Here is a 19,960-nt window from a genome sequence, read left to right as displayed (position 1 = left end):
GATTATAATCGAGCTATAGAGTCTGATGGAAGAGGAGGATATGAATGTCTGAATTAATTATGACCAAGCAGCAGGAACTTACCGATATCATTGATCGGTATGCAGCTGGCGACGGCGTACATAAGACGGCGATTCCATCTTTGTATTTCATGCGCCGGTCTACTACGAGCGAGCCAAGCCACGGCGTCTATAAGCCTTCCTTCTGTATGATTGTACAAGGTGCTAAGGAGGTGTGGTTAGCGCAGGATCGCTTCAAATACAGCCCAGCCGATTACCTTGTTGCTTCCGTACACTTGCCGGTTAATACTCAGATTACTGAAGCTACTCCCGAGAAACCGTACTTGGGTCTGAAGCTTGAATTTGAACCCAGTCAGATTATTGAGGTATTACAGCAATCGGAATTGTTAGGTGAACCGAAAGTAAATCCGAAACGTGCTATGTATGTCAGCCAGATCGAATCCTCTTTATTAGATGCAGTTCTCAGATTGGCTAGGTTGTTAGATAATCCGAATGAGATTCCTGTGCTTGCTCCGATATTTACGAAAGAAATTCTATATAGGGTGTTACAGGGCGAGAACGGAGATATCTTGAAAGGGCTTGTCATGGAGGAGAGCGCAATCAACCAAATCCGCGATGTCATCGAACATATCGTAAACCATTACGAGCATTCCTTCCGGATCGAGGAGCTTGCAGAAATCGCGAACATGAGTATCTCTACGTTTCATCGTCACTTTAAAGAAGTAACGGCCATGAGTCCTATCCAATATCAGAAGCAAATGAGACTGCAGGAAGCCCGGCGGTTATTACTAACGGAGTCTGCAGATGCCACTGAAGTAGCGTACAGAGTCGGTTACGAAAGTACATCTCAGTTCAGCCGTGAGTACGCCAGGATGTTCGGATATCCGCCAAGACAAGATATAAAGCGTTTGAAAGCATAGGAAGTTACGATGAAATAATAGGCAGGCCATTGCAGGCTTGTCTTTTTTGTTAGGAGGTGCTTGAGAGGATTAGGCAATGATTCAACACGAATGAGATAACGGTCGCGGATGCACTTCCCGCATAATTAGTATGGCTGCATGGGTGTCGGCTAACTGAATATGAAGGAGAAGTCATTTTGTATACACGATTGAGAAAATTGTTTGAAATTAAAGGATATCGTTTATTTGTTATTTGTGTTCTCTTGGTCGGCTTCGGGATTTCGATTACGATGCCGTACTTAGCTCTCTATTGCACGGAAGAACTGGGAATGAGTGCGGGATCCTTTGGTTTATTCACGGCTGTAAGTTCATTAACCGGCGTGTTTGCAAATTCGCTCATTGGCAAGCATTCGGACCGTAATCTGAATCGGAAATTCATTATAATAACGGCCACAGTTTCATCCGCAGCAGGCTATGCTTCGTATGTCCTGTTTGATCATTTTATTATCTTACTTATTATTGTTAGCTTCTTTAGTGGTTTGGGAGCAGCGGCTATGCCTCAAATCTATGCTTATGCTCAAGAGTCGGCAAACGAAAGTCATTCGGATGACAAGACGCTTGCGATGTCTACATTACGTTCTCTTGTGTCGCTAGGTTTCTTGATCGGACCTTTAGTTGGAACGATAATCTTAGGGGTAGCTGGATATAAGGGGCTCTTTCTTGTGACATCTGCGATCTTTCTTGTTATCGCTTCTCTTGTCGTTCTGTATTTGCCAAGCAAAAGAGCGGCGCAGAAGAAGAGAACAGGTGGAACAGCGGTTCCTTCGATTAACCGAAAGCGGATTTGGTATCCATTACTTGCTTTTATCCTGCTTTTCGCGGTAAATGCGATTAATGGAATCATCACGCCGTTGTTTATTGTGAACGAGCTTCATGGTACGCATACAGATGTCGGATTGGTTGTTAGCATCTGCGCGGGTTTGGAAATTCCCATAATGCTGGTTCTCGGCGCTTTGGGCAGGAAGGTATCCAATCATACATTGATGATTATCGCTTGTTTTATTGCTATCCTGTACAACATCATATTAAGTTTCGCGATGGATTCCTGGCAGATTATCGGAGCACAGCTATTACAGGCGGTGTTTGTAGCTATTGTGATGGGCAATGGGTTAAGCTATTTCACAGAGCTAATGCCGAACTCGCCGGGAACGTCCTCTGCGATCTATTACAACGGAACCATTATTGGAAGATTGGTTGGCAATCTAGGAGGCGGCATGGTTGCACAGTTTGTAGGGATTCGCGATGTTTACTCAGTCAGTCTGGTTGTTGTTATTGTTTCGTTCGTTATTCTGTGGAGGATCCGGCCGCACCCACAGGTCAACACTAATTCGTAATTCAAATGGAGGAATTCAGATCATGGAAATCAGAAGAATTGGAAGTCAACCTTCGGGAAAAGGGTCATCTGATTATTTTACCGGCACAGTTCGGCTAGATCCCTTAATCGAAACGGCTGATCCGGCGCGCGTCGTTGCAGCGAGCGTTACGTTCGAGCCGGGGGCTCGGACAGCATGGCATACGCATCCTCTGGGCCAAACGCTGATTGTAACCGCAGGCAAAGGACGGGTTAGGCGCGCAGGAGGGCCGATCGAAGAAATCAGTCCCGGTGACGTCGTCTGGTTCCCGCCAGGCGAGAAACATTGGCATGGGGCATCGCCGACTATAGCGATGACCCATATCGCGATTCAAGAGCGGCTTGATGGGAAAACGGTTGAATGGCTGGAGAAAGTAAGCGACGAAGAGTACATGTCATAAGCATGAGATAATAGGGGCTTCCGCGATTGTTGGCGGGAGCCTCTTTGTTGTAGCAATAACTTTCCGTTATAGGCATCTAACTTATCGGTAGTACTGCTCGCGGTGGCCAAGTGTTAAATTAAATGAGCCGGTGAGATACTACAGACGGAAGCGGAACAAACCGTTCTTCCCGTCTACTCACTGATTAACTTATTGTAAGGAGCAGATACCGTGGATCATTTGTTTACACCGTTTCAGATAAAAGGTCTTGAGCTTAAGAACAGGGTCGTTATGCCGCCGATGTGCCAATATGCCGTCAAGGCTAAGGATGGAATCGCAAACGATTGGCATTATAACCACTATGTCAGCCGCGCGATCGGAGGCGCAAGTCTCATCATTATCGAGATGACTGATATTGATCCCGATGGCCGGATTACCGACTATGACCTTGGGCTTTGGTCCGACGATCAGATTGCACCTTTGAAGCGCATCGTCGATGCCATTCATCAGAACGGAGCTAAGGCAGGCATTCAAATCGCCCATGCGGGACGCAAAGCAGAAGACGCTGAAACTCCTGTCGCGCCGTCAGCAATACCTTATGACGAGAAATCGAAGACGCCGCGTGCGCTGACCACGGAAGAAGCAAAGCAAATGGTAGAGAAATTTCGTTTGGCAGCAGAGCGCGCCGTTAAAGCAGGCTTCGATACCATTGAAATACATGGAGCTCATGGCTATCTCATTCATCAGTTCCAGTCGGCATATACGAATAAACGTACCGACGAGTACGGTCAAGATTTGACTTTGTTTGGCCGGGAAGTCGTTCAAGCGGTAAAAAGCGTTATTACTGACTCGATGCCTCTTATTATGCGTATTTCCGCTAGAGAGTATGTCGATGGCGGCTATGGTCTGGAAGAGAGCATCGCTTTCTCCAAAGCCTATCGTGACGCAGGAGTCGATATGTTCCATGTCAGCTCCGGAGGGGAAGGACCTATTCTTGCGCACGGAAGGCCGGGAACCCATGTCGCTTATCAAGTGCCGATGGCTAGAGAAATCAAACAGGCCTTGAACGTGCCTGTTATTGCCGTTGGGCGGTTGGACGATGCTGCACTTGCCAATGCTGTCGTTGGGAATGAAGATGCGGAGCTGGTGGCTGTTGGACGCGGTATGTTAAGAAACCCATATTGGACACTTGATGCTGCTGCCAAACTAGCTAAAGAAATTCAATATCCAGGCGTGTACGGTCTTGGATTCGGAATGAAGTAATTCCTATTCATTCGTATAGATAACCTAACAACTAAACAATTGGAGGTCATGATAATGACAACGACAATGATTAAAGAGCTTACTTCTGCACAGCAAGTGGTGAAACGTTGGAAAATGAACCGTAATGCTCTGCTCGAACTGGTTGAGCTGATGCCTGAGTCAAGCGGGTCTTATCGCCCGTGGGATGGCGGAATGACTACAATTGAACTGCTCCACCATCTTGCCTGGACGCCGGACTTCTTCTTCTCCGCAATTGAGAAGAGAGATATGAAAATTCCGCCGGTTCCAGCGACGTTAACCGAAGCTCGCGAGCTTCTGAAACAGTTAACGGATGAACATGAGCGCAGACTGGCATCCTTTACGGAATCGGACCTGCAACAGATCGCAACGGTTGAGGGCTTGAAAGTGACGGAACCTGTCATTGAGATTCTCCACCGTCTTGTGGGCCATGAGGCGCATCATAAAGGACAGCTATTCGTATATGCCCGTATGCTTGGCGTAACACCGCCATTCTATGTGGACTTAAGCGTATAAAGGAATAACTCGGGGAACTTATTCATCCTATCAAGCCAGAAGCGCTGCCGAGATCCGCGAGCAGCGCTTCTGGCTGTTTCCTGAATAAGGTAAGAGAATTCCAGCCAAAATAAAAGCGGAATTCTGGGAATGGGTGGTGGCATGAAGCAGGACAGAATTAATATGTATGGAACAACGCTAACAATAGTCGATCCACAGCGTCTTCGCGTGTAAGGAGCGAAATCTGCCGCACGAGATTGAGATCCGAAATCGGAATGGCTGTAACCTCTCCGCTTGTCTGGCCAACGAAAATTTCAGGCAGAATGGCAATCCCCAGATTCGACCCGATAAAGCCAAGAATGCTTTGCCCAAGCTCAATCTCGAAGGAGATTTGGAGCTTCTTTCCTCTTGCAGAGAACGCATTCTCCACCAGCATCCGAATATCGCATCCTTCAGGCAGCATCACGAGAGGTTCGTCTTCAATCTCCTGGAAGGTTACTTCTTCCCGACCGCCGAAGATGGGGTGATGTCGATTCACGAATAGCAAGAACTTCTCCGTGAACACGGGTGATGAGCAATAGGAATGAGATATGCCTCTGTCATCAAATAAAGCGGCATCGATGGACCCATTCTCTAAGTTCTTCAACAAATCATAATAACTGTAGAACACTCTGATCTTATATTCAGAAAGGACGTCCTTCTGCTTATTTCTCGCGATGTGAGAAGGCAAGTAAACCGTTGCTATGCTTGGCCAGGATCCGATATTCAGCTGTACCTTCGTGCCGTCGTTAAGGGCGATCTCCCTCTTGAGGGCACTCACTTCCTCCAGGATCCGTTTGCTTCGTTCAAACAAGATTTGCCCGGATGACGTTAACGATACGCCGGTGGATGAACGAAGCAATAATTGAGTTCCGAGCTCATCCTCCAAGCCGCGGATTTGCTTGCTAAGCGCTGGCTGACTAATATGCAGCATCTCGCTCGCCTTCGTCAAACTGCACAGCTCCGCCGTTTGGAGAAAGGCTTCTAACGATTCCGTTTTCATCTGGATGCCACTCCTTTGAAACATAGAAACGGACTGCATCAATGGAAATGAGACAGCCCGCAGCTTATTATTATGATGGTAGTGTGTCCAAGTACATCCTTAATAACCTTATCGAATTCTGCATGTGTTGCGGCCAAGTAATTTATTGATTCCGCAACGCTGTGCAAATGCAGTAATGAAGAAGGGGAGACTGCCTAAACCGAGCAACTTCCAATATCCATCCGGAAAATAGAACAAAGTAAGAAGCAATACACCTAGAATGATTCGAATTGTTTTATCTGCACCGCCAACATTTTTCACGACGTGATCAGCTCCCATTGAAGTTTTGTTTGGTCCAACGGGGATTATCATAACAAGAAGCGAATCGCGATTCCGTGACTTCATCACAGAACGGCTGCAAAAAATCGAGGTAGAGGAGCTGAACGAATTGATACAGCCTGAGCAGTTATCATTAATCATTGCATCATTTCCTAGCTTGGCGGACATTACGGAGCTGGATTGGAATCAAGACGGGATTAAAGTCTTGAAGATGGAGCCCAATTACATTATTGAAGAAGGACAGTTTCTGGAGTACGCAATGATGATATTGGACGGCACGGTCCGCATGTACAAAATTGGTGCCAGCGGCAGAGAAATTACGATGTACAGGATTCATGGCGGTGAATGTTGCCCATTGATGACTGCAAGCATATTAGGCGAGTCGGAATATGAAGCATCTGCGAGCGTTGAAACGAGCGGCTTGGTGCTGGCGATTCCAGTGGGCATTTTTCGGGATTGGATGGACCGGTATCAGAATTTCCGTCGGTTTATTTTTCTCTCTTTGGCCAAACGCATAGTGAATATGTCGAATCTGCTGGATAGACTCAATCTGACATCTATTCGAGGGAGGATTTCGGAGTTTCTATTGCGAATGGCCAAACAATCAGGCAGTCACGAAAGTTTGGCAATTACGCATGACCGATTGGCCGTTGAACTGGGGACGGCGCGCGAAGTGATAAGCAGAACGTTAAAAGAGCTCGAGAAGGAAAATCTCATCGAGCTTTCGAGAGGGATGATCATTATTCGAGACCGAAATGCACTTGCTCGTTATCTCGAATGAGCAAGTCTTCCGCGAACTGTTCCCGTAATCAACATAATGATCGGAATCCCTACTATGAGAATGGGAAATACATAGACCAGCCATACTTCATTCTTGAAATCCAAGGCAACGATTAGATTCCTCGGAAGAACGGAAAGGACGAAGATAGCGGGAGATGTGAAGAAGATCATTCGCCGCCACTTCTTTATTCCGAGTAACTGAGCTGTCCCATAGCTATTGACAAATAGATACACGGCTAGCTTCACATATACACTGAATATCCAGATGAAGACGATCCATACGTCCATGTTCTGGATGAAGCCGAGCATATTGATAAATCGGACCATGCTGAAATAAGGGAAATAAATAGACCCTCCAATTACATTCCCGAAAGTCGCGACCACCATGGCTGCTGTCAATACCGTTAACATGGAAGGAATGAGGATGGCTAACAGTACTGGCCTCAGCGCTTGTTGCGGTTTAGCTAAGAAGGGGTTCAACATCATAAGAAGGATCGATTCGCCAAGGAACGACGCGTTTGACAGCGACCCCTTCAGAATGGATGGGGTCCCGGAATCGTAATAGACCGGTAGGAGCAGTGATGGATGCAGGTTAGGCACGTTGAATAGCAATGTAATCACGATGCTAATCAGAAGCAGTGGTCCCGCCATCTCATTAAATCGGCCGATCGCTTCGATGCTCCCTATGTAAGTAATGAATGTGATGGCTGCTACCATACATACTGATACGATCCAATACGGCGTATTATGGAATAGCGTTTGTTGAATGAACTCGGCGAAGATACGGAGGATATTGGACGCAACCGCGTACCAGGTCCCGACATAGACAACGCTTATCGCTTTGCCGACCCATTTGCCGAATAACGTCTGACTGAGCTCGATCAAGCTTTGCGATTGGTGCTGCTGGCAGATCTTAATAATGACTAAGGTTACTACCAGTCCGATAATACCCGCCACGATGAGCGATAACCATGCATCCTGCTTCGCGGTTTGGATGACCGGCGATATGGTCAGCCACATGCTCATCGAAATTTCAAGCGTAAGAATGATCCAAAACAACTGCCAATTCGATATTTTCAGACCTATCGTCTCCTCTAAAGCGGAAGGGGTTTGCCGACTTTCCCAAGGCTTTGGATATGCAAATCCACTTCGACAGTTACATCCAACGTGGGAAAGATCTCATCCCAACGGTCTTTCATTCCCGACCATCGCAGGGGATGTTCTCGGTGGACCGCTTCACCAATACCGAAGACGTCCTGCCCATAATTGCGTTGTATGGATTGGATATCTGATTCGATTTCTTGTTTCTTGATAGCGTTCAGCTTGTGTTCAATGCTCCTTAGTAAGTTGTCACGAGATATATCGAGCTTGGACGTGCTTTCAAGCAATCTGCCTGATCCGACGAGTTTAATATTGACCTTGAGTTTATTGCCTTCCATTGTCGTGCGTATCGCTCGTCTTAGATTTGATTCGTAGAAGGAGTAGCTGCCATCATCCGTTTGAATCGTCAAGTATTGGTCTTTCATGACTCCCTTGATCCAGAACAAGTTGAGCGAAGCGGTATCCCTAATCTCCCCGACCATCTTCATGTGTTTATTGAAGATTGCCACCGATCTTACGTAAAATACTTTGTTTACCTCATTCTGATTAGATGGGGAGATTTCAATCATCGGCATCGACGGGCGAATTCCCTCACTATTCGCATCTAACAAGAAATCGCGTAAAGCAGTATCTCCAAGCCGGCAATAACGGTCTTGATCAACGGCTGCAATGGCAGAGAATTGGTTGAAAGGGCTGTTGATCTCCAATGCGTCTTTACCCTCTCCGCCATTGACCACGAAAATATCCGTTCTCATGCGCGTATCCGGATTGCGTGTAAACTGGTCCATAATATCGTTTAGTCCCTTGCGCGCCAAGTTCTCGCCAATGAACACGGCTCTGCGGTGTCCGAGAAAGATTTTGCGAGGTAGTTTGTCTTGGAGCTTCTGCATGGAGCTTATTATCGATGGACCGGTCTCAGTAATAACGATATTTGCGCGTTGCCCGCCGGTTCCTTGACCTTTGGAGCTGATGAATTGAGAAGGCACCGCTATTTGAGCACTATTTTTTATTTGACCGTTATCGGTTAGGTCTAGTGCCGTACCGATCCAAAAGGCATATTCATTAATCTCGTTGCGGTCCCAACAGCCAGCTAGCAGAAAGGTAAACAAGACGATAGACAGGACTGTGATGACACTCTTCATCATCATGTCAATTCCTCTCCTGGGCAAACCGTTTATGCATGCGAACGAACGTGTCTTTCCACATTCGCGGCCCGATTGGCGCGACTGGCTTTAAATAAGGCACTCCGAACGATTTGAGTGTTACGAGATGGGCGACGATAACGCTGACCCCGATGGCAATTCCATACAACCCGAGAAATCCTCCAGCAATCAGCAGAGGAAATCGCAATATTCGAAAAGGCAACGCCAAGCTGTAGCTCGGGAACGCGAAAGAAGCGATGCCGGTACCCGCGACAATCATCACCACCGGAGCGGATATAAACCCGGCCTCAACTGCAGCTTGACCGATTACGAGCGCGCCTACGATACTGACCGCGGAGCCGATTGCTTTGGGCAAACGAAGTCCGGCTTCCCGTAAGCCTTCAAACATGAGCTCCATCAACAGCGTTTCGATAACAGTAGGGAAGGGGAGTCCTTCACGCGCTGCTGCTATGCTCATCATCAGGTTCAGTGGAATCATCTGCGGATGAAAAGTTGTCAAAGCTACATAGATCGAAGGAACAAGACCAGACGCAATCGTAAGGAGGATGCGCAATAACCGTACAGTTGTGACATAGACGAAGCGTTCGTAATGATCCTCTGCTGCTTGAAAACCGGACCAGAACGTCATTGGGAGCAGCAACGCAGTCGGAGAACCGTCAACAAGGATTGCAACGCGACCCTCCATTAAGGAGGCTGCAACCGTATCCGGTCGTTCCGTGTTCTGCACTTGCGGGAACAGGGAGAACGGTTTGTCCTCGATGAGCTCTTCGATCTCTCCTGAATCCAACAACCGATCCGTATGGATGGCATCCAAGCGCTTTCTAATTTCGGCGAGCAGCTTCGAATCAACCGTATCCTCTAGATACGCAACAATGTATTCGGTGTGCGATAAAGTTCCGCCTTGGCGCGTTTCGAACTTCAGCTTTGGATTTCTAATTTTGCGGCGCAGCATGCTGAGATTCGTGCTTAACGCTTCCGTAAAGCTTTCACGCGGGCCCCGAATGGACGATTCATTGGAAGGCTCAGTAATGCTGCGCTGTTCATAATCGACTAAATTCGCAATATAGGCATGCTGCGAACCTTCCAAGAAGAAGGCCGTATAGCCATTCAAAATTTTGGCGACGATCTCGGTCATACTGGTGAGAGCTTCATATTTCGTGAATAGCTCGATATCTCTCTTCTGGACGGCGGCTGTAATGATAGCTTCAAGTTTGACCGTGTCCGTCAACTCTTGGATATAAGCGATTAGAACGCCTGGAGAGTCCAAGAGCCGTAAAGGTCGCAAGGAGAAATCCGAACAATGATGGAAAGTTGCTTGCAGCGTAGTAAAGTTAACTGCAATATCTGTACTTACTTCGCTGGCAGTATCGGTTTGTGCCATACCCGCCACTCCTTCCAACAATTTCATGGTTTATGGTGGGCGGATTGTGACTTTGTTATGCAACAGAAAGAAGAGCCTCCCAGAAATAAAAAAAAGGCAGGCTGTATCATTAGTGAGATACAGTCTGCCTTATACCTGAGAAACTCATATAGATTCAATTTAAATATTGTCGGATAAAAAAATCCGGGGCCCCCTTTCGGGGGCCCCTTTCATGGGAGAGGAGAAACCGGACGAAGAGCTTATGGGGAAACGTAAGTCTTCTCCGCGGTTGTCTACGGCATCTCGCGACGCCGATATCTTCAGAATGCCCACATCAGGGGATAATATACGTCAGAATAAATTTATTCCATTCTGATTGTCGTTCTAGATCACACAAGTTAGGTGTTGGTGGTACAAGTTACCGTGACCGCGTTAATTATAGTCTGAATTGTGAGAAAATAGTGTGAAAATCCGATGACAAACCGACATTTCGCTTATATGATGTTAATAAAACTAACATTAAAGCGAAATGGAGGCGGTTGGCATGGCGGCTTACGACTTCATTATCCAAAATACGGTCGCAGTTACCCCGGAAGGCGTGGCGAAGCGAGACATCGGCGTGTTAGAGGGGCGAATCGCTGCTATCGAGGCAAGGTTGGTGAATGACAACTGCCCAGTGATTGATGCGGCAGGACTGACCGTGATGCCTGGCGGTGTCGATGTGCATGTTCACTTCAATGAGCCGGGCATGGGGCATTGGGAAGGGTTCGAGACAGGCTCGGCAGCGCTGGCGGCAGGCGGTACGACAACTTACTTCGATATGCCGCTTAATGGACGTCCGCCAACTGTTACTGCTTCAGCCTTCGTGCAGAAGCTTGGCGCAGCGGAAGGGAAATCTTCCGTTGATTACGCGTTATGGGGCGGCCTGATGCCTGGATTTGTGGATCGACTTGATGAGCTTGCGGAAGCGGGAGTCATTGGGTTCAAAGCGTTCATGTCTTCGCCTGGCATGCCGCTTGAAGATGATTTTCGTGAATCGAGTGAAGCGGTGCTGATTGAGGGGATGAAGGAAATTGCTCGGCTTGGGGGCATTCTTGCGCTGCATGCTGAGGATAATGATCTTGTTTCGCGGCTCTCTTCCATTGCGCAAGCTGACGGCTATACGGATGCATTCAGCTATACCGCTTCGAGACCTATTATTGCGGAAGTGCTTGCGGTTGAACGGGCGATTGCATACGCGGAACAAACAGGATGCAAGCTTCATTTTGTCCATGTGAGCAGTGCGGCAGCGCTCTCGAAGATTACAGAGGCTCGCCATCGCGGCATGGATGTCACGGCAGAAGTATGCACGCACCAGCTGCTGCTGACTGTGGAAGATCTGGCTCGGCTTGGTCCGGTTGCCAAATGCGCGCCTCCGCTGCGCACGAGCTCGAATAATGAAGCGTTATGGGCTGCGCTCATCCGCGGCGAGATCGATATGATTGCATCGGACCATTCTCCTTGCGAGTCATCCCTCAAGGAAGGCGATGATTTCTTCGCGGCTTGGGGCGGAATATCAGGCGCGCAGCATCGGATGGAGCTCATGATCGACGAAGGGCATTTAAAGCGGGGCATTCCGCTTACGTTACTGGCAGAACTGCTCGCTGGAAAGCCTGCGGAGCGCTTCGGTCTCAGCGGTCGTAAGGGTCGTCTCGAAGTGGGCATGGATGCAGATTTCGCCCTATTCGATCTGAAGCAAAACTATACAATCGAAAAAGAAGATCTGCTCTACTTGCATCCGCACAGCCCATTCGTGGGACGGGAGGTCGGCTGCAAAGCGATGGCGACCTTCTGCAGGGGTCAGCTCGTATATTCTGCTGACCAAGGAGTTGCCGCGAACCGTATCGGACAGTTCATCAAAGCGACGGGGGAATCGCGGACTGCTTGGAGGGCTGTGCGATGAATGATGCGGAGGGGTTGGGGCAGGAAGCGGAAAGTTGGCTTCGTGAGTTAGGGTTGTTCGGAGTTGATACGATTCGTGGAGGAGTTACAAGGCTTCTGTATACGGAGGAATGGGTTGGTGCTCAGCTGTGGATTGCGGAGCGGTTGGCGCGCGAGTCGCTCGAAGTTCGGGTAGATGAAGTTGGAAATGTGTATGGAAGGCTTAGGGGAACGATCCCTGAATTGCGAGCTATAGTCACGGGTTCGCATGTGGATACAGTCGTTTCTGGCGGCTTATATGATGGCGCATATGGGATTATTGCGGCTGTGATCGCGCTGCGCGAGCTGGAGAAACGATATGGAGCGCCTCGTCGAACCGTAGAAGTCGTATCGCTGTGCGAGGAGGAAGGGAGTCGGTTTCCGCTTGCTTGCTGGGGATCTGGATCTATTCATGGAAAATATTCATTAAAGCACGCAGCGAATATGCGATCTGAATCAGAGGGTGTTGTTCTCTCGGATGCGATGAAATATGCAGTAGATAAGCTGCTTGCTGGCACCGGTGTAGCACCTGTACCTGCACTGAGAGGTGATATTGAAGCGTACGTGGAGCTTCATATTGAGCAAGGAGGGGTGTTGGAAGAAGGAGGTGCTACGATTGGGGTTGTAGACAGGATTGTCGGTCAGAAGCGTGCGACGATTACCGTTGTCGGCGAATCGAATCACGCGGGAACGACCCCGATGCATATGCGCCGTGATGCGCTGCATGCGTCTGCTGCGATGATCACAGTGTTGAATGTTATGGCATCTGAGGCAGGGGCTCCGCTGACATTCACGGTAGGCTCGCTGCAAGTCGAACCGAATTTGTCCAATGTCATCCCTGGTAAAGTTGTGTTTACGATTGATATGCGCCATCCATCAGATGAGCGGCTTCTAGCGTGTTACGACCGAGCCGTAGCGTTAACTAAACAAGAAGCGCGCCGGTTCGGTGTTGAAATAACCGTCGAGCTGTGGATGAATGAACCGTCGGCTGGAATGAACACGGGGCTAAGGCTTCTAATCGAGCAGGGCTGCTCGCGCAGCGGTATTCGTTGGAAGCGGATGGCGAGCGGAGCGGGGCATGATGCGCAGCTGTTTGCCGCGCATTGCAAAGCAGCAATGGTATTCGTTCCGAGCCGAGGCGGCATCAGCCATTCACCGCTTGAATATACCCCTCCTGCAGAGCTTGGTACGGGGATAGAATGTCTAATTAATCTTCTATATGAGCTTGCATACTTGGACGCGTATGAAGAGGAATGGGGGTAGATTATCCATATGAAAGCAGCCTACAACAAGCTAGAGTCATGGATTGAGAAGCATGAGAGCGATATGGTAGCGCTTCTGCAGCGTCTAGTGCAGAAGCCTTCTGATAATCCAAAGGGAGATTGTCAGCCAATTGCGGAGCTTGTCTTCGATGAGCTGTCGGCTCTAGGTTTCGAGCCGAAGATGGATGTGGTTCCGCTCGAAGAGGTTCAGGCGGCAGGGATGATCGCGGTTAGCAATGTCATTGCACATGCGAGGATTGGCGTGGGGCAAGGGCCGACGATTGTGTTAAACGCACATGGCGATGTCGTGCCGCCTGGCGACGGTTGGAGCTGCGATCCTTATGGAGGCATGATTGAAGCTGGCAAGCTGTTCGGTCGCGGCGCGGCTGTGTCCAAATCCGATATTGCCCTGTACGCATATGCGGTTATGGCACTCCGGGATAGCGGTGCGTTGGAGTCGCAGCATTCAGGCGGCACACTTGCGCTCGCCATTACATTTGACGAGGAAACGGGCGGCGAGCTTGGTCCGAAGCGGCTTCTCCGGCAAGGGATGATCAAGCCGGATTATGCCGTTGTCGCTGGTTTCACGCACGCTGCCGTCACCTCGCATAATGGCTGCCTCCATCTGGAGATAACGTTAAAGGGGCGCTCCGCTCATGCGGCGATTCCGCATACCGGTGCTGATGCCCTCGAGGCGATGACGCAAGTGTTGTCGGTACTGTATGATTATCGTGCTGAACTGGCTGAGCGGCGCTCGTCTGTCATTGGCATCGAGACTCCTACGCTTGTAGTCGGGTTGATTCAAGGTGGCATTAACACGAATGTCGTGCCTGATCGTTGCGCGATCAGGCTGGATAGACGCATTATTCCGGAGGAGAACCCGGAGCTTGCGGAACAAGAATTGCTCCATTTGATTACGAGGACGGTTACTCGTATTCCGCAGATTGAAGTACAGATACGCCGCGTCCTGCTCGCGCGTCCTTTCATTGAAGTGGAAGGGACGGAGCGGCTGCTTTGTGCTCTGCGATCGAACTGGTCAGCAGTCATGGGTGGCGGGGAAATGCCGGTGGTTGGCGTGCCGCTTTATGCGGATGCCAGGCATTTTACAGAGGCTGGCGTTCCAACTGTGATGTTCGGCGCTGGTCCTCGCACGCTTGAAGAAGCAAACGGTCACAGGGCGGATGAACATGTGCGGCTGCATGATTTGACATTAGCGGTTCGCATCCTGTCCTTTATGCTGTATGATCTACTTATCGAATCGCATGGAAAAAGTTAGGGACAGGAGCTGATAAGTAGTGAAAATCGTAGTATTGGACGGTTATACGCTGAATCCGGGTGATTTGAATTGGGATGAAGTGAGCGCTCTTGGTGAGCTTGTTGTTTATGAGCGCACAGCCAAAGAAGATATTGTCGCACGAGCAACGGATGCCGAAGTAGTGTTGACGAACAAGACGCCATTATCTGCGGAGGCTATCAATAAGCTGCCGCAGCTCCGATATATCGGCGTACTCGCAACGGGCTACAATATCGTGGATACAGCCGCCGCTGCGAAGCGCGGCATCGTCGTCACGAATGTGCCGGATTATAGCACGCATTCCGTCGTGCAGCTTGTGTTTGCGCTGTTGCTCGCGCACGCCTCTCAAGCTAGTGCGCATAGCGACGCTGTTCATCGCGGACAGTGGGCATCCTGTCCGGATTTCTCGTTCACGCTAAGCCCGCTGCGCGAGATTTCTGGCAAGACGCTTGGCCTCATCGGCTTCGGACAGATTGGCCAGCAAGTGGCGAGAGCTGCGCTTGCTTTCGGTATGCAAGTTATCGTGCATACGCGGACAGTCAAGCTCATTCCAGGGCTTGAAGCGGTTCGTTTCGTACCGCTGGAAGAACTGTTCAGGTCGGCAGACGTTGTCTCGCTTCACAGTCCGCTAACGCCGGACACGACTGGGATCGTGAACAGTGATACGCTCAGTCTCATGAAGCATTCTTCTTTCTTAATTAATACCGCGAGAGGCGGTCATGTCGTTGAGGCAGACTTGGCTGAAGCACTGAATAGCGGCCGTATTGCCGGAGCGGGTCTTGATGTGCTGAGCGTTGAGCCGCCGCCTGCGGATAATCCGCTGCTGCATGCGGCGAACTGCATCATCACGCCGCATATTGCGTGGGCGACAGTAGAAGCGCGAAGTCGCCTCGTGGAAATTGCAGCGAACAATCTGCGTGGGTTTCTGAACGCTGATATTCGCAATCAGGTGAACTAGATCGTGCGCGGATTCGGTATCATTATGGGCTTTGATGGTTTGGGATGGCTGCTGCATACTTATGCACGGATCCCTTTGCCGTCACATGTACTCGGGCTGCTGTTGCTTGCAGCAGCTCTGTTCACGCGCGTCATTAAACTAGAGTGGGTGGAAGAGAGTGCGACTTTCCTGACCAAGCATATGATGCTATTCTTCGTGCCGCTCCTTGCAGGAGTGACTGCCTTTGCCAAGGTACTTGGCGACTCATGGCTTGCAGCTGTTGTCTCTCTAACGGCAGGCACGCTTGTCATATTGCTGTCCACCGGTCTTGCGACACAGTTTATTATCACGCACCGCCGAAAGGAGGCGCGAGAGGTTGAACGACAGTCTGATTGCTGACCCGATATTCGGCACTACGCTTACGATTGCGGCATATGGCGCAGCGCTTTTCTTGAAACGAAGATGGACCTGGCTGCATCCTTTAATCACTGCGCCGATCCTGGTGTATATGGTTCTGCAGTTAGGCGGTATTTCGTACGAAGCGTATCGGATAGGCGGAGATTTGGTGACTTACTTCCTGGGGCCTGCTACAGTCGCGATGGCGGTGCCGTTGTATAAACATGCAATGAGGCTGCGTCATCTGCTGCCGTCGCTGCTGCTTGGCGCTTTCGTAGGGAGCTTGCTCGGGTTGCTTGTGAACGCATTGTCGGTTCTTTTATTCGGAGGCTCGGAATCATTTCTTCACTCGGCGCTTCCGAAATCCGTAACGGCAGCAGTAGCCATTGATTTGTCTCGCTGGCTAGGAGGTTCGCCGGAGTTGACGGCGGCGCTTACGGTGACGACAGGCTTAATCGGCAGTGTGGCGGGACCGCCACTTCTGCGGTTATGTGGTGTTCATGACAAGATCGCTGCGTCGATTGCGATAGGAGCGGCTGCACATGGCATAGGTTCAGCGCGGCTGCTGTCCGAATCGGAGGAACAAGGCGGACTGAGCGGCTTTTCGATGGCTGCATGTACCGTGTTTACTCCTGTGTTATTGCTGCCCGTTCATGCTTGGTTGATATAGAAAGCAGTGTGATTTATCGAGCTATTTTTACATATTTCATCTTGTCTTAAGGTTTAATGCCTAAATTTCTGTTATAGTGGCACAGTAAAGCTATGGCAGATTTCAAATGTTGGAAGGGAGACTTCAATTTTGAGCGAGAAAGAGAAAGAGAAAGAGTTTGATAAGAAAGAAGAGTTAGAGGCAAGCCCAAAAGAAGAGCAAGAGGGAGTCTTCTCGGAAGAATCGCGCGAAGATCTTGAAGATAGCCGTGATGAAGTGAGTGCAGCGGCTGAAGCGCACGCACACGATGAAGAGGAAGAATTGAAGAGCCAGGAATCGAAGCCGGCGGCAAGCGGCGGCAGAGCATGGATGTACATCTCCATCGGACTCGCGATTATTCTTCTCGTATTCCTCGTGAAGTCGCCATTCGGCAGCAGCGGCGGCAAGGAAGCAGTTGGTTCGGTTAATGGCGTAGCGATTACCAAGGATCAGCTGTTTGATGCAATGGCGAAGGTTGGCGGCCAGCAAACGTTGGACAACCTTATTCAAGATGAGCTCGTGAAGCAAGAAGCGGATAAAAAAGGGATTGTAATCAGCGATAAAGATGTTGATGCAGAAATTGCTAAGATTAAGAAGCAGTTCCCTACAGAAGCGGACTTCGAAGCCGCGCTTCAGCAAGCAGGGATGACGCTTGATGATCTGAAAGCTCAAACACCTATGCAGCTTCGTATTTCGAAGCTTGTTGAGCCGCAAGTTAAAGTAACAGACGACGACGTAAAGAAATATTATGACGAGAATAAAGCGACATTCAACGAGCCTGAGCAAGTGAAGGCTTCACATATTCTTGTCGCGACAAAAGAAGAAGCAGATGCGATTGAGAAGCAGTTGAAAGACGGCGGCGATTTCGCGGCGATCGCAAAAGAGAAATCGACGGACCCAGGCAGCAAAGATGCTGGCGGCGACCTCGGTTACTTCAGCGCAGACAAGATGGATCCTGACTTTGCAAAAGCGGCATTCGCGCTTAAAGTTGGCGAGACTAGCGCTCCGGTGAAAACGCAATTTGGTTACCATATCATTAAAGTATTCGATCATAAAGCAGCTAAGGAAGCGACTCTCGACGAGAAGAAGGCGGATATTAAGGATACGCTGATTCGCCAAAAAGTATCGGAGCTTTCTCCGACATGGCTCGAGGATTTGAAATCCAAATCCAAAATCACAAACACGCTTAAAAAAGATGAAGCGGCAGCTCCTGAGGCAGCGACAAACGGCAGTTCAAACAACAGCACAAAATAAACCCTTTTTACTGCTAACAACCATCACCAGCCATTATTTGGCTTGGTGATGGTTGTTTCTTTTGTGGCACAATGTACGTAAATACGAATCTTCTCATGCCGGTTAGAACATGCTCCCAGTCACATTCGTGTTAACTAATCTGACACAAGGGGATAGTAAATCTTTACAAGTGTTCAAATTATGTTTTACAAATGCTTAAATTCGTTGTATTATTGGCTTCGGGTTTAAAAAAATAAACAAATACATGGAGGCGGGCTCAAGTAATGAAGAAGAAATTGCTAGTACTTGTTTCACTCATCCTGGTCTTCACAGGCGTATTGTCAGCTTGTGGTAAGAGCGGATCTGGCAGCGACCAGACGTTCCGTATGAACTTGACAACGGAACCGCCTAGTCTCGATGTAGCACAAGCACAGGATCAAGTATCCTTTACTGTGCTGAGCGGCCTTTTCGAAGGTTTGACGCGTATGGATAAAGATGGCAACATCGTTCCAGGCGTAGCTGAGAAATGGGACGTTTCTGCAGACAGCAAGAAATACACATTCCACCTGCGCAAAGATGCGAAGTGGTCGAATGGTGACCCTGTTACAGCTAAAGACTTTGAATATTCTTGGAAACGTACGTTGGATCCAAGCCTAAACCCACCAGCACCTTATGCTTACCAGCTTTACTACATTAAAAATGCACAAAACTATAACATCAAAGAGAACAATCCTAACCACATTAGTGATCCTGCTCAAGTTGGTGTTAAAGCAATCGACGATTCAACACTTGAAGTTGAGTTGGAGAACCCAACACCATACTTCTTGAACATTACAGCATTCTTCACTGCTTACCCAGTTCACAAGTCGGCGCAAACAAACGCTAACTGGGCTGCTGAAGCAAAAGATTACATCTCCAATGGTCCTTTCAAAATGTCCACGTGGAAACACGGCGACTCCCTGGAACTCGTACCTAACGAAAACTACTGGGATAAGAAAGACATCCATCTGACAAGCGTTAAGTTCTCGATGGTTAAAGATCCTAATACAGAACTTAGCATGTACAAAACAGGCAAGCTTGACTGGACAGGCGCACCAACTGGTTCGATTCCATCCGAGCAGCTTGAGAAGTTCCGCAACGAGAAAAACCCAGAGCTTTCAATCAAACCGATCGCAAGCACTTACTACTACAACTTCAATAACGAGAAGAAACCTTTCAACAACGTAAAAGTTCGTAAGGCACTCTCGATGGCAATTGATCGTCAAAAGATTATCGACAAAGTAACTAAAGCAGGTCAAACACCAGCATTTGGTTTCGTATCCGGCGGTATCCACGGCGTGAACGGCGAGTACCGTTCCGAAGTGAAAGACGATTACTTCAAAGAAGACGTTACAGAAGCGAAGAAATTGCTTGCTGAAGGTCTTCAAGAAGAAGGCTTGACTTCGATGCCTGAGTTCACGCTCACATTCAACGAAGGTCTTCACAAAGAAGTAGCGGAAGCAATCGCGAACATGTGGAAAGAAAACCTTGGCATCACTGCTAAGACTGAAGTTCAAGAATGGAAGATCTTCCTGAAAAACCGTCAAAGCTTGAACTATGACGTTGCACGCGCTGGTTGGGGCGCTGACTACAACGACCCAATGACGTTCATCGACATGTTCACTTCCAAAGGCGGTAACAACGATATCGGCTTCAAGAATGCAGACTACGATGCACTCGTTAAAGAAGCTTACTCCACAAACGATCAACAAAAACGTGTAGACGCAATGGCTAAAGCTGAGAAGATCCTTATCGGTGACAACCAAGCGATCATGCCGCTGTACTACTACACTTCGTCGCAGTTGATCAAGCCTTATGTTAAGAACTATGTAGTTGACTACTCCGGTAACATCGACTACAGCCACATCACGATTGAAAAATAATAGCAACAAGAAAAATTAGGG

Annotated in this window: 19 protein-coding genes; 14 read left to right on the top strand and 5 right to left on the bottom strand. The window is 48.9% G+C overall.

The annotated features are described in order from the left end of the window. Positions 1-44: 44 nt before the first annotated feature. The 5 genes from AC0YNX_RS10985 (at position 45) to AC0YNX_RS10965 (ending at position 4,505) form a co-directional block, all read left to right on the top strand. Complete coding sequence (locus tag AC0YNX_RS10985) at positions 45-938, top strand: AraC family transcriptional regulator (protein WP_475815720.1); 894 nt, start codon at positions 45-47, stop codon at positions 936-938. Positions 939-1,114: 176 nt separating this feature from the next. Further along, positions 1,115-2,311, top strand: a complete 1,197-nt coding sequence (locus tag AC0YNX_RS10980; protein WP_475815719.1) for a sugar efflux transporter — start codon at positions 1,115-1,117, stop codon at positions 2,309-2,311. A gap of 22 nt (positions 2,312-2,333) precedes the next feature. Continuing rightward, complete coding sequence (locus AC0YNX_RS10975) at positions 2,334-2,729, top strand: (R)-mandelonitrile lyase (RefSeq protein ID WP_475815718.1); 396 nt, start codon at positions 2,334-2,336, stop codon at positions 2,727-2,729. Positions 2,730-2,939: 210 nt separating this feature from the next. Beyond that, positions 2,940-3,971: an NADH:flavin oxidoreductase/NADH oxidase gene (locus AC0YNX_RS10970; protein WP_475815717.1), complete on the top strand. Its 1,032-nt coding sequence runs from the start codon at positions 2,940-2,942 to the stop codon at positions 3,969-3,971. 54 nt (positions 3,972-4,025) lie between these two features. Further along, entirely contained in the window at positions 4,026-4,505 is a 480-nt protein-coding gene (locus tag AC0YNX_RS10965) for a DinB family protein (protein ID WP_475815716.1), read from the top strand. A gap of 157 nt (positions 4,506-4,662) precedes the next feature. Here AC0YNX_RS10965 and AC0YNX_RS10960 read toward each other — a convergent pair whose 3' ends face one another. Both AC0YNX_RS10960 and AC0YNX_RS10955 read right to left on the bottom strand, forming a co-directional pair. Then, positions 4,663-5,526, bottom strand: coding sequence for a LysR family transcriptional regulator (locus AC0YNX_RS10960; RefSeq protein ID WP_475815715.1), 864 nt, complete (start codon positions 5,524-5,526; stop codon positions 4,663-4,665). A gap of 108 nt (positions 5,527-5,634) precedes the next feature. Further along, a complete protein-coding gene (locus AC0YNX_RS10955; protein WP_475815714.1) occupies positions 5,635-5,826 on the bottom strand; it encodes a YgaP family membrane protein in 192 nt (63 codons plus the stop codon). Positions 5,827-5,851: 25 nt separating this feature from the next. Between AC0YNX_RS10955 and AC0YNX_RS10950 the strand changes: the two genes are divergently transcribed. Then, positions 5,852-6,625 (top strand): Crp/Fnr family transcriptional regulator, encoded by a 774-nt coding sequence (locus AC0YNX_RS10950; RefSeq protein WP_475815713.1) that lies wholly within the window; start codon positions 5,852-5,854, stop codon positions 6,623-6,625. Here AC0YNX_RS10950 and AC0YNX_RS10945 read toward each other — a convergent pair. Genes AC0YNX_RS10945 through AC0YNX_RS10935 form a run of 3 tightly spaced genes read right to left on the bottom strand, consistent with a single transcriptional unit; the run spans position 6,613 to position 10,269 of the window. Continuing rightward, on the bottom strand, positions 6,613-7,698 hold the full coding sequence (locus AC0YNX_RS10945; RefSeq protein WP_475816224.1) for a GerAB/ArcD/ProY family transporter: 1,086 nt from the start codon (positions 7,696-7,698) through the stop codon (positions 6,613-6,615). The genes AC0YNX_RS10950 and AC0YNX_RS10945 overlap by 13 nt on opposite strands. Positions 7,699-7,718: 20 nt before the next feature. Further along, positions 7,719-8,873, bottom strand: a complete 1,155-nt coding sequence (locus AC0YNX_RS10940) for a Ger(x)C family spore germination protein (RefSeq protein WP_475815712.1) — start codon at positions 8,871-8,873, stop codon at positions 7,719-7,721. A gap of 1 nt (position 8,874) precedes the next feature. Beyond that, positions 8,875-10,269: a spore germination protein gene (locus AC0YNX_RS10935; RefSeq protein ID WP_475815711.1), complete on the bottom strand. Its 1,395-nt coding sequence runs from the start codon at positions 10,267-10,269 to the stop codon at positions 8,875-8,877. A 523-nt stretch (positions 10,270-10,792) separates the two neighbouring features. On the opposite strand from AC0YNX_RS10935, the gene allB reads away from it, so the two are divergent. The 8 genes from allB (at position 10,793) to AC0YNX_RS10895 (ending at position 19,939) form a co-directional block, all read left to right on the top strand. Then, complete coding sequence (gene allB, locus AC0YNX_RS10930) at positions 10,793-12,190, top strand: allantoinase AllB (protein WP_475815710.1); 1,398 nt, start codon at positions 10,793-10,795, stop codon at positions 12,188-12,190. Next, positions 12,187-13,470 carry a M20 family metallo-hydrolase gene (locus tag AC0YNX_RS10925; protein ID WP_475815709.1) on the top strand — a complete coding sequence of 428 codons (1,284 nt, stop codon included), beginning with the start codon at positions 12,187-12,189 and terminating at the stop codon, positions 13,468-13,470. Before allB ends, AC0YNX_RS10925 begins: the two co-directional genes overlap by 4 nt. Before the next feature lie 9 nt (positions 13,471-13,479). Continuing rightward, the gene (locus tag AC0YNX_RS10920) at positions 13,480-14,745 is read left to right on the top strand and encodes a M20/M25/M40 family metallo-hydrolase (protein ID WP_475815708.1); all 1,266 of its coding nucleotides are present in this window, start codon (positions 13,480-13,482) and stop codon (positions 14,743-14,745) included. 19 nt (positions 14,746-14,764) lie between these two features. Then, entirely contained in the window at positions 14,765-15,721 is a 957-nt protein-coding gene (locus tag AC0YNX_RS10915) for a D-2-hydroxyacid dehydrogenase (RefSeq protein WP_475815707.1), read from the top strand. 3 nt (positions 15,722-15,724) lie between these two features. Then, positions 15,725-16,099, top strand: a complete 375-nt coding sequence (locus tag AC0YNX_RS10910; RefSeq protein WP_475815706.1) for a CidA/LrgA family protein — start codon at positions 15,725-15,727, stop codon at positions 16,097-16,099. Beyond that, positions 16,077-16,766 (top strand): LrgB family protein, encoded by a 690-nt coding sequence (locus AC0YNX_RS10905; RefSeq protein ID WP_475815705.1) that lies wholly within the window; start codon positions 16,077-16,079, stop codon positions 16,764-16,766. The genes AC0YNX_RS10910 and AC0YNX_RS10905 overlap by 23 nt, the downstream gene beginning before the upstream one ends. A 129-nt stretch (positions 16,767-16,895) precedes the next feature. Next, positions 16,896-18,038 (top strand): peptidylprolyl isomerase, encoded by a 1,143-nt coding sequence (locus AC0YNX_RS10900; protein ID WP_475815704.1) that lies wholly within the window; start codon positions 16,896-16,898, stop codon positions 18,036-18,038. 263 nt (positions 18,039-18,301) lie between these two features. Next, positions 18,302-19,939, top strand: a complete 1,638-nt coding sequence (locus tag AC0YNX_RS10895) for a peptide ABC transporter substrate-binding protein (protein ID WP_475815703.1) — start codon at positions 18,302-18,304, stop codon at positions 19,937-19,939. Positions 19,940-19,960 lie beyond the last annotated feature (21 nt).

This window comes from Paenibacillus sp. J31R98 (genome assembly GCF_056269245.1).
Note: the sequence above shows the minus strand (reverse complement) of the source record. Positions and strands in the feature narration are given on the sequence as shown.

What these genes read in the sequence shown, in the direction of transcription:
- AC0YNX_RS10975 (WP_475815718.1), top strand. Translation starts at nt 2,334, where the DNA reads ATGGAAATCAGAAGAATTGGAAGTCAACCTTCGGGAAAAGGGTCATCT.
- AC0YNX_RS10940 (WP_475815712.1), bottom strand. Translation starts at nt 8,873, where the DNA reads ATGATGATGAAGAGTGTCATCACAGTCCTGTCTATCGTCTTGTTTACC.
- allB (WP_475815710.1), top strand. Translation starts at nt 10,793, where the DNA reads ATGGCGGCTTACGACTTCATTATCCAAAATACGGTCGCAGTTACCCCG.
- AC0YNX_RS10920 (WP_475815708.1), top strand. Translation starts at nt 13,480, where the DNA reads ATGAAAGCAGCCTACAACAAGCTAGAGTCATGGATTGAGAAGCATGAG.
- AC0YNX_RS10895 (WP_475815703.1), top strand. Translation starts at nt 18,302, where the DNA reads ATGAAGAAGAAATTGCTAGTACTTGTTTCACTCATCCTGGTCTTCACA.
- AC0YNX_RS10925 (WP_475815709.1), top strand. Translation starts at nt 12,187, where the DNA reads ATGAATGATGCGGAGGGGTTGGGGCAGGAAGCGGAAAGTTGGCTTCGT.
- AC0YNX_RS10985 (WP_475815720.1), top strand. Translation starts at nt 45, where the DNA reads ATGTCTGAATTAATTATGACCAAGCAGCAGGAACTTACCGATATCATT.
- AC0YNX_RS10935 (WP_475815711.1), bottom strand. Translation starts at nt 10,269, where the DNA reads ATGGCACAAACCGATACTGCCAGCGAAGTAAGTACAGATATTGCAGTT.
- AC0YNX_RS10960 (WP_475815715.1), bottom strand. Translation starts at nt 5,526, where the DNA reads ATGAAAACGGAATCGTTAGAAGCCTTTCTCCAAACGGCGGAGCTGTGC.
- AC0YNX_RS10965 (WP_475815716.1), top strand. Translation starts at nt 4,026, where the DNA reads ATGACAACGACAATGATTAAAGAGCTTACTTCTGCACAGCAAGTGGTG.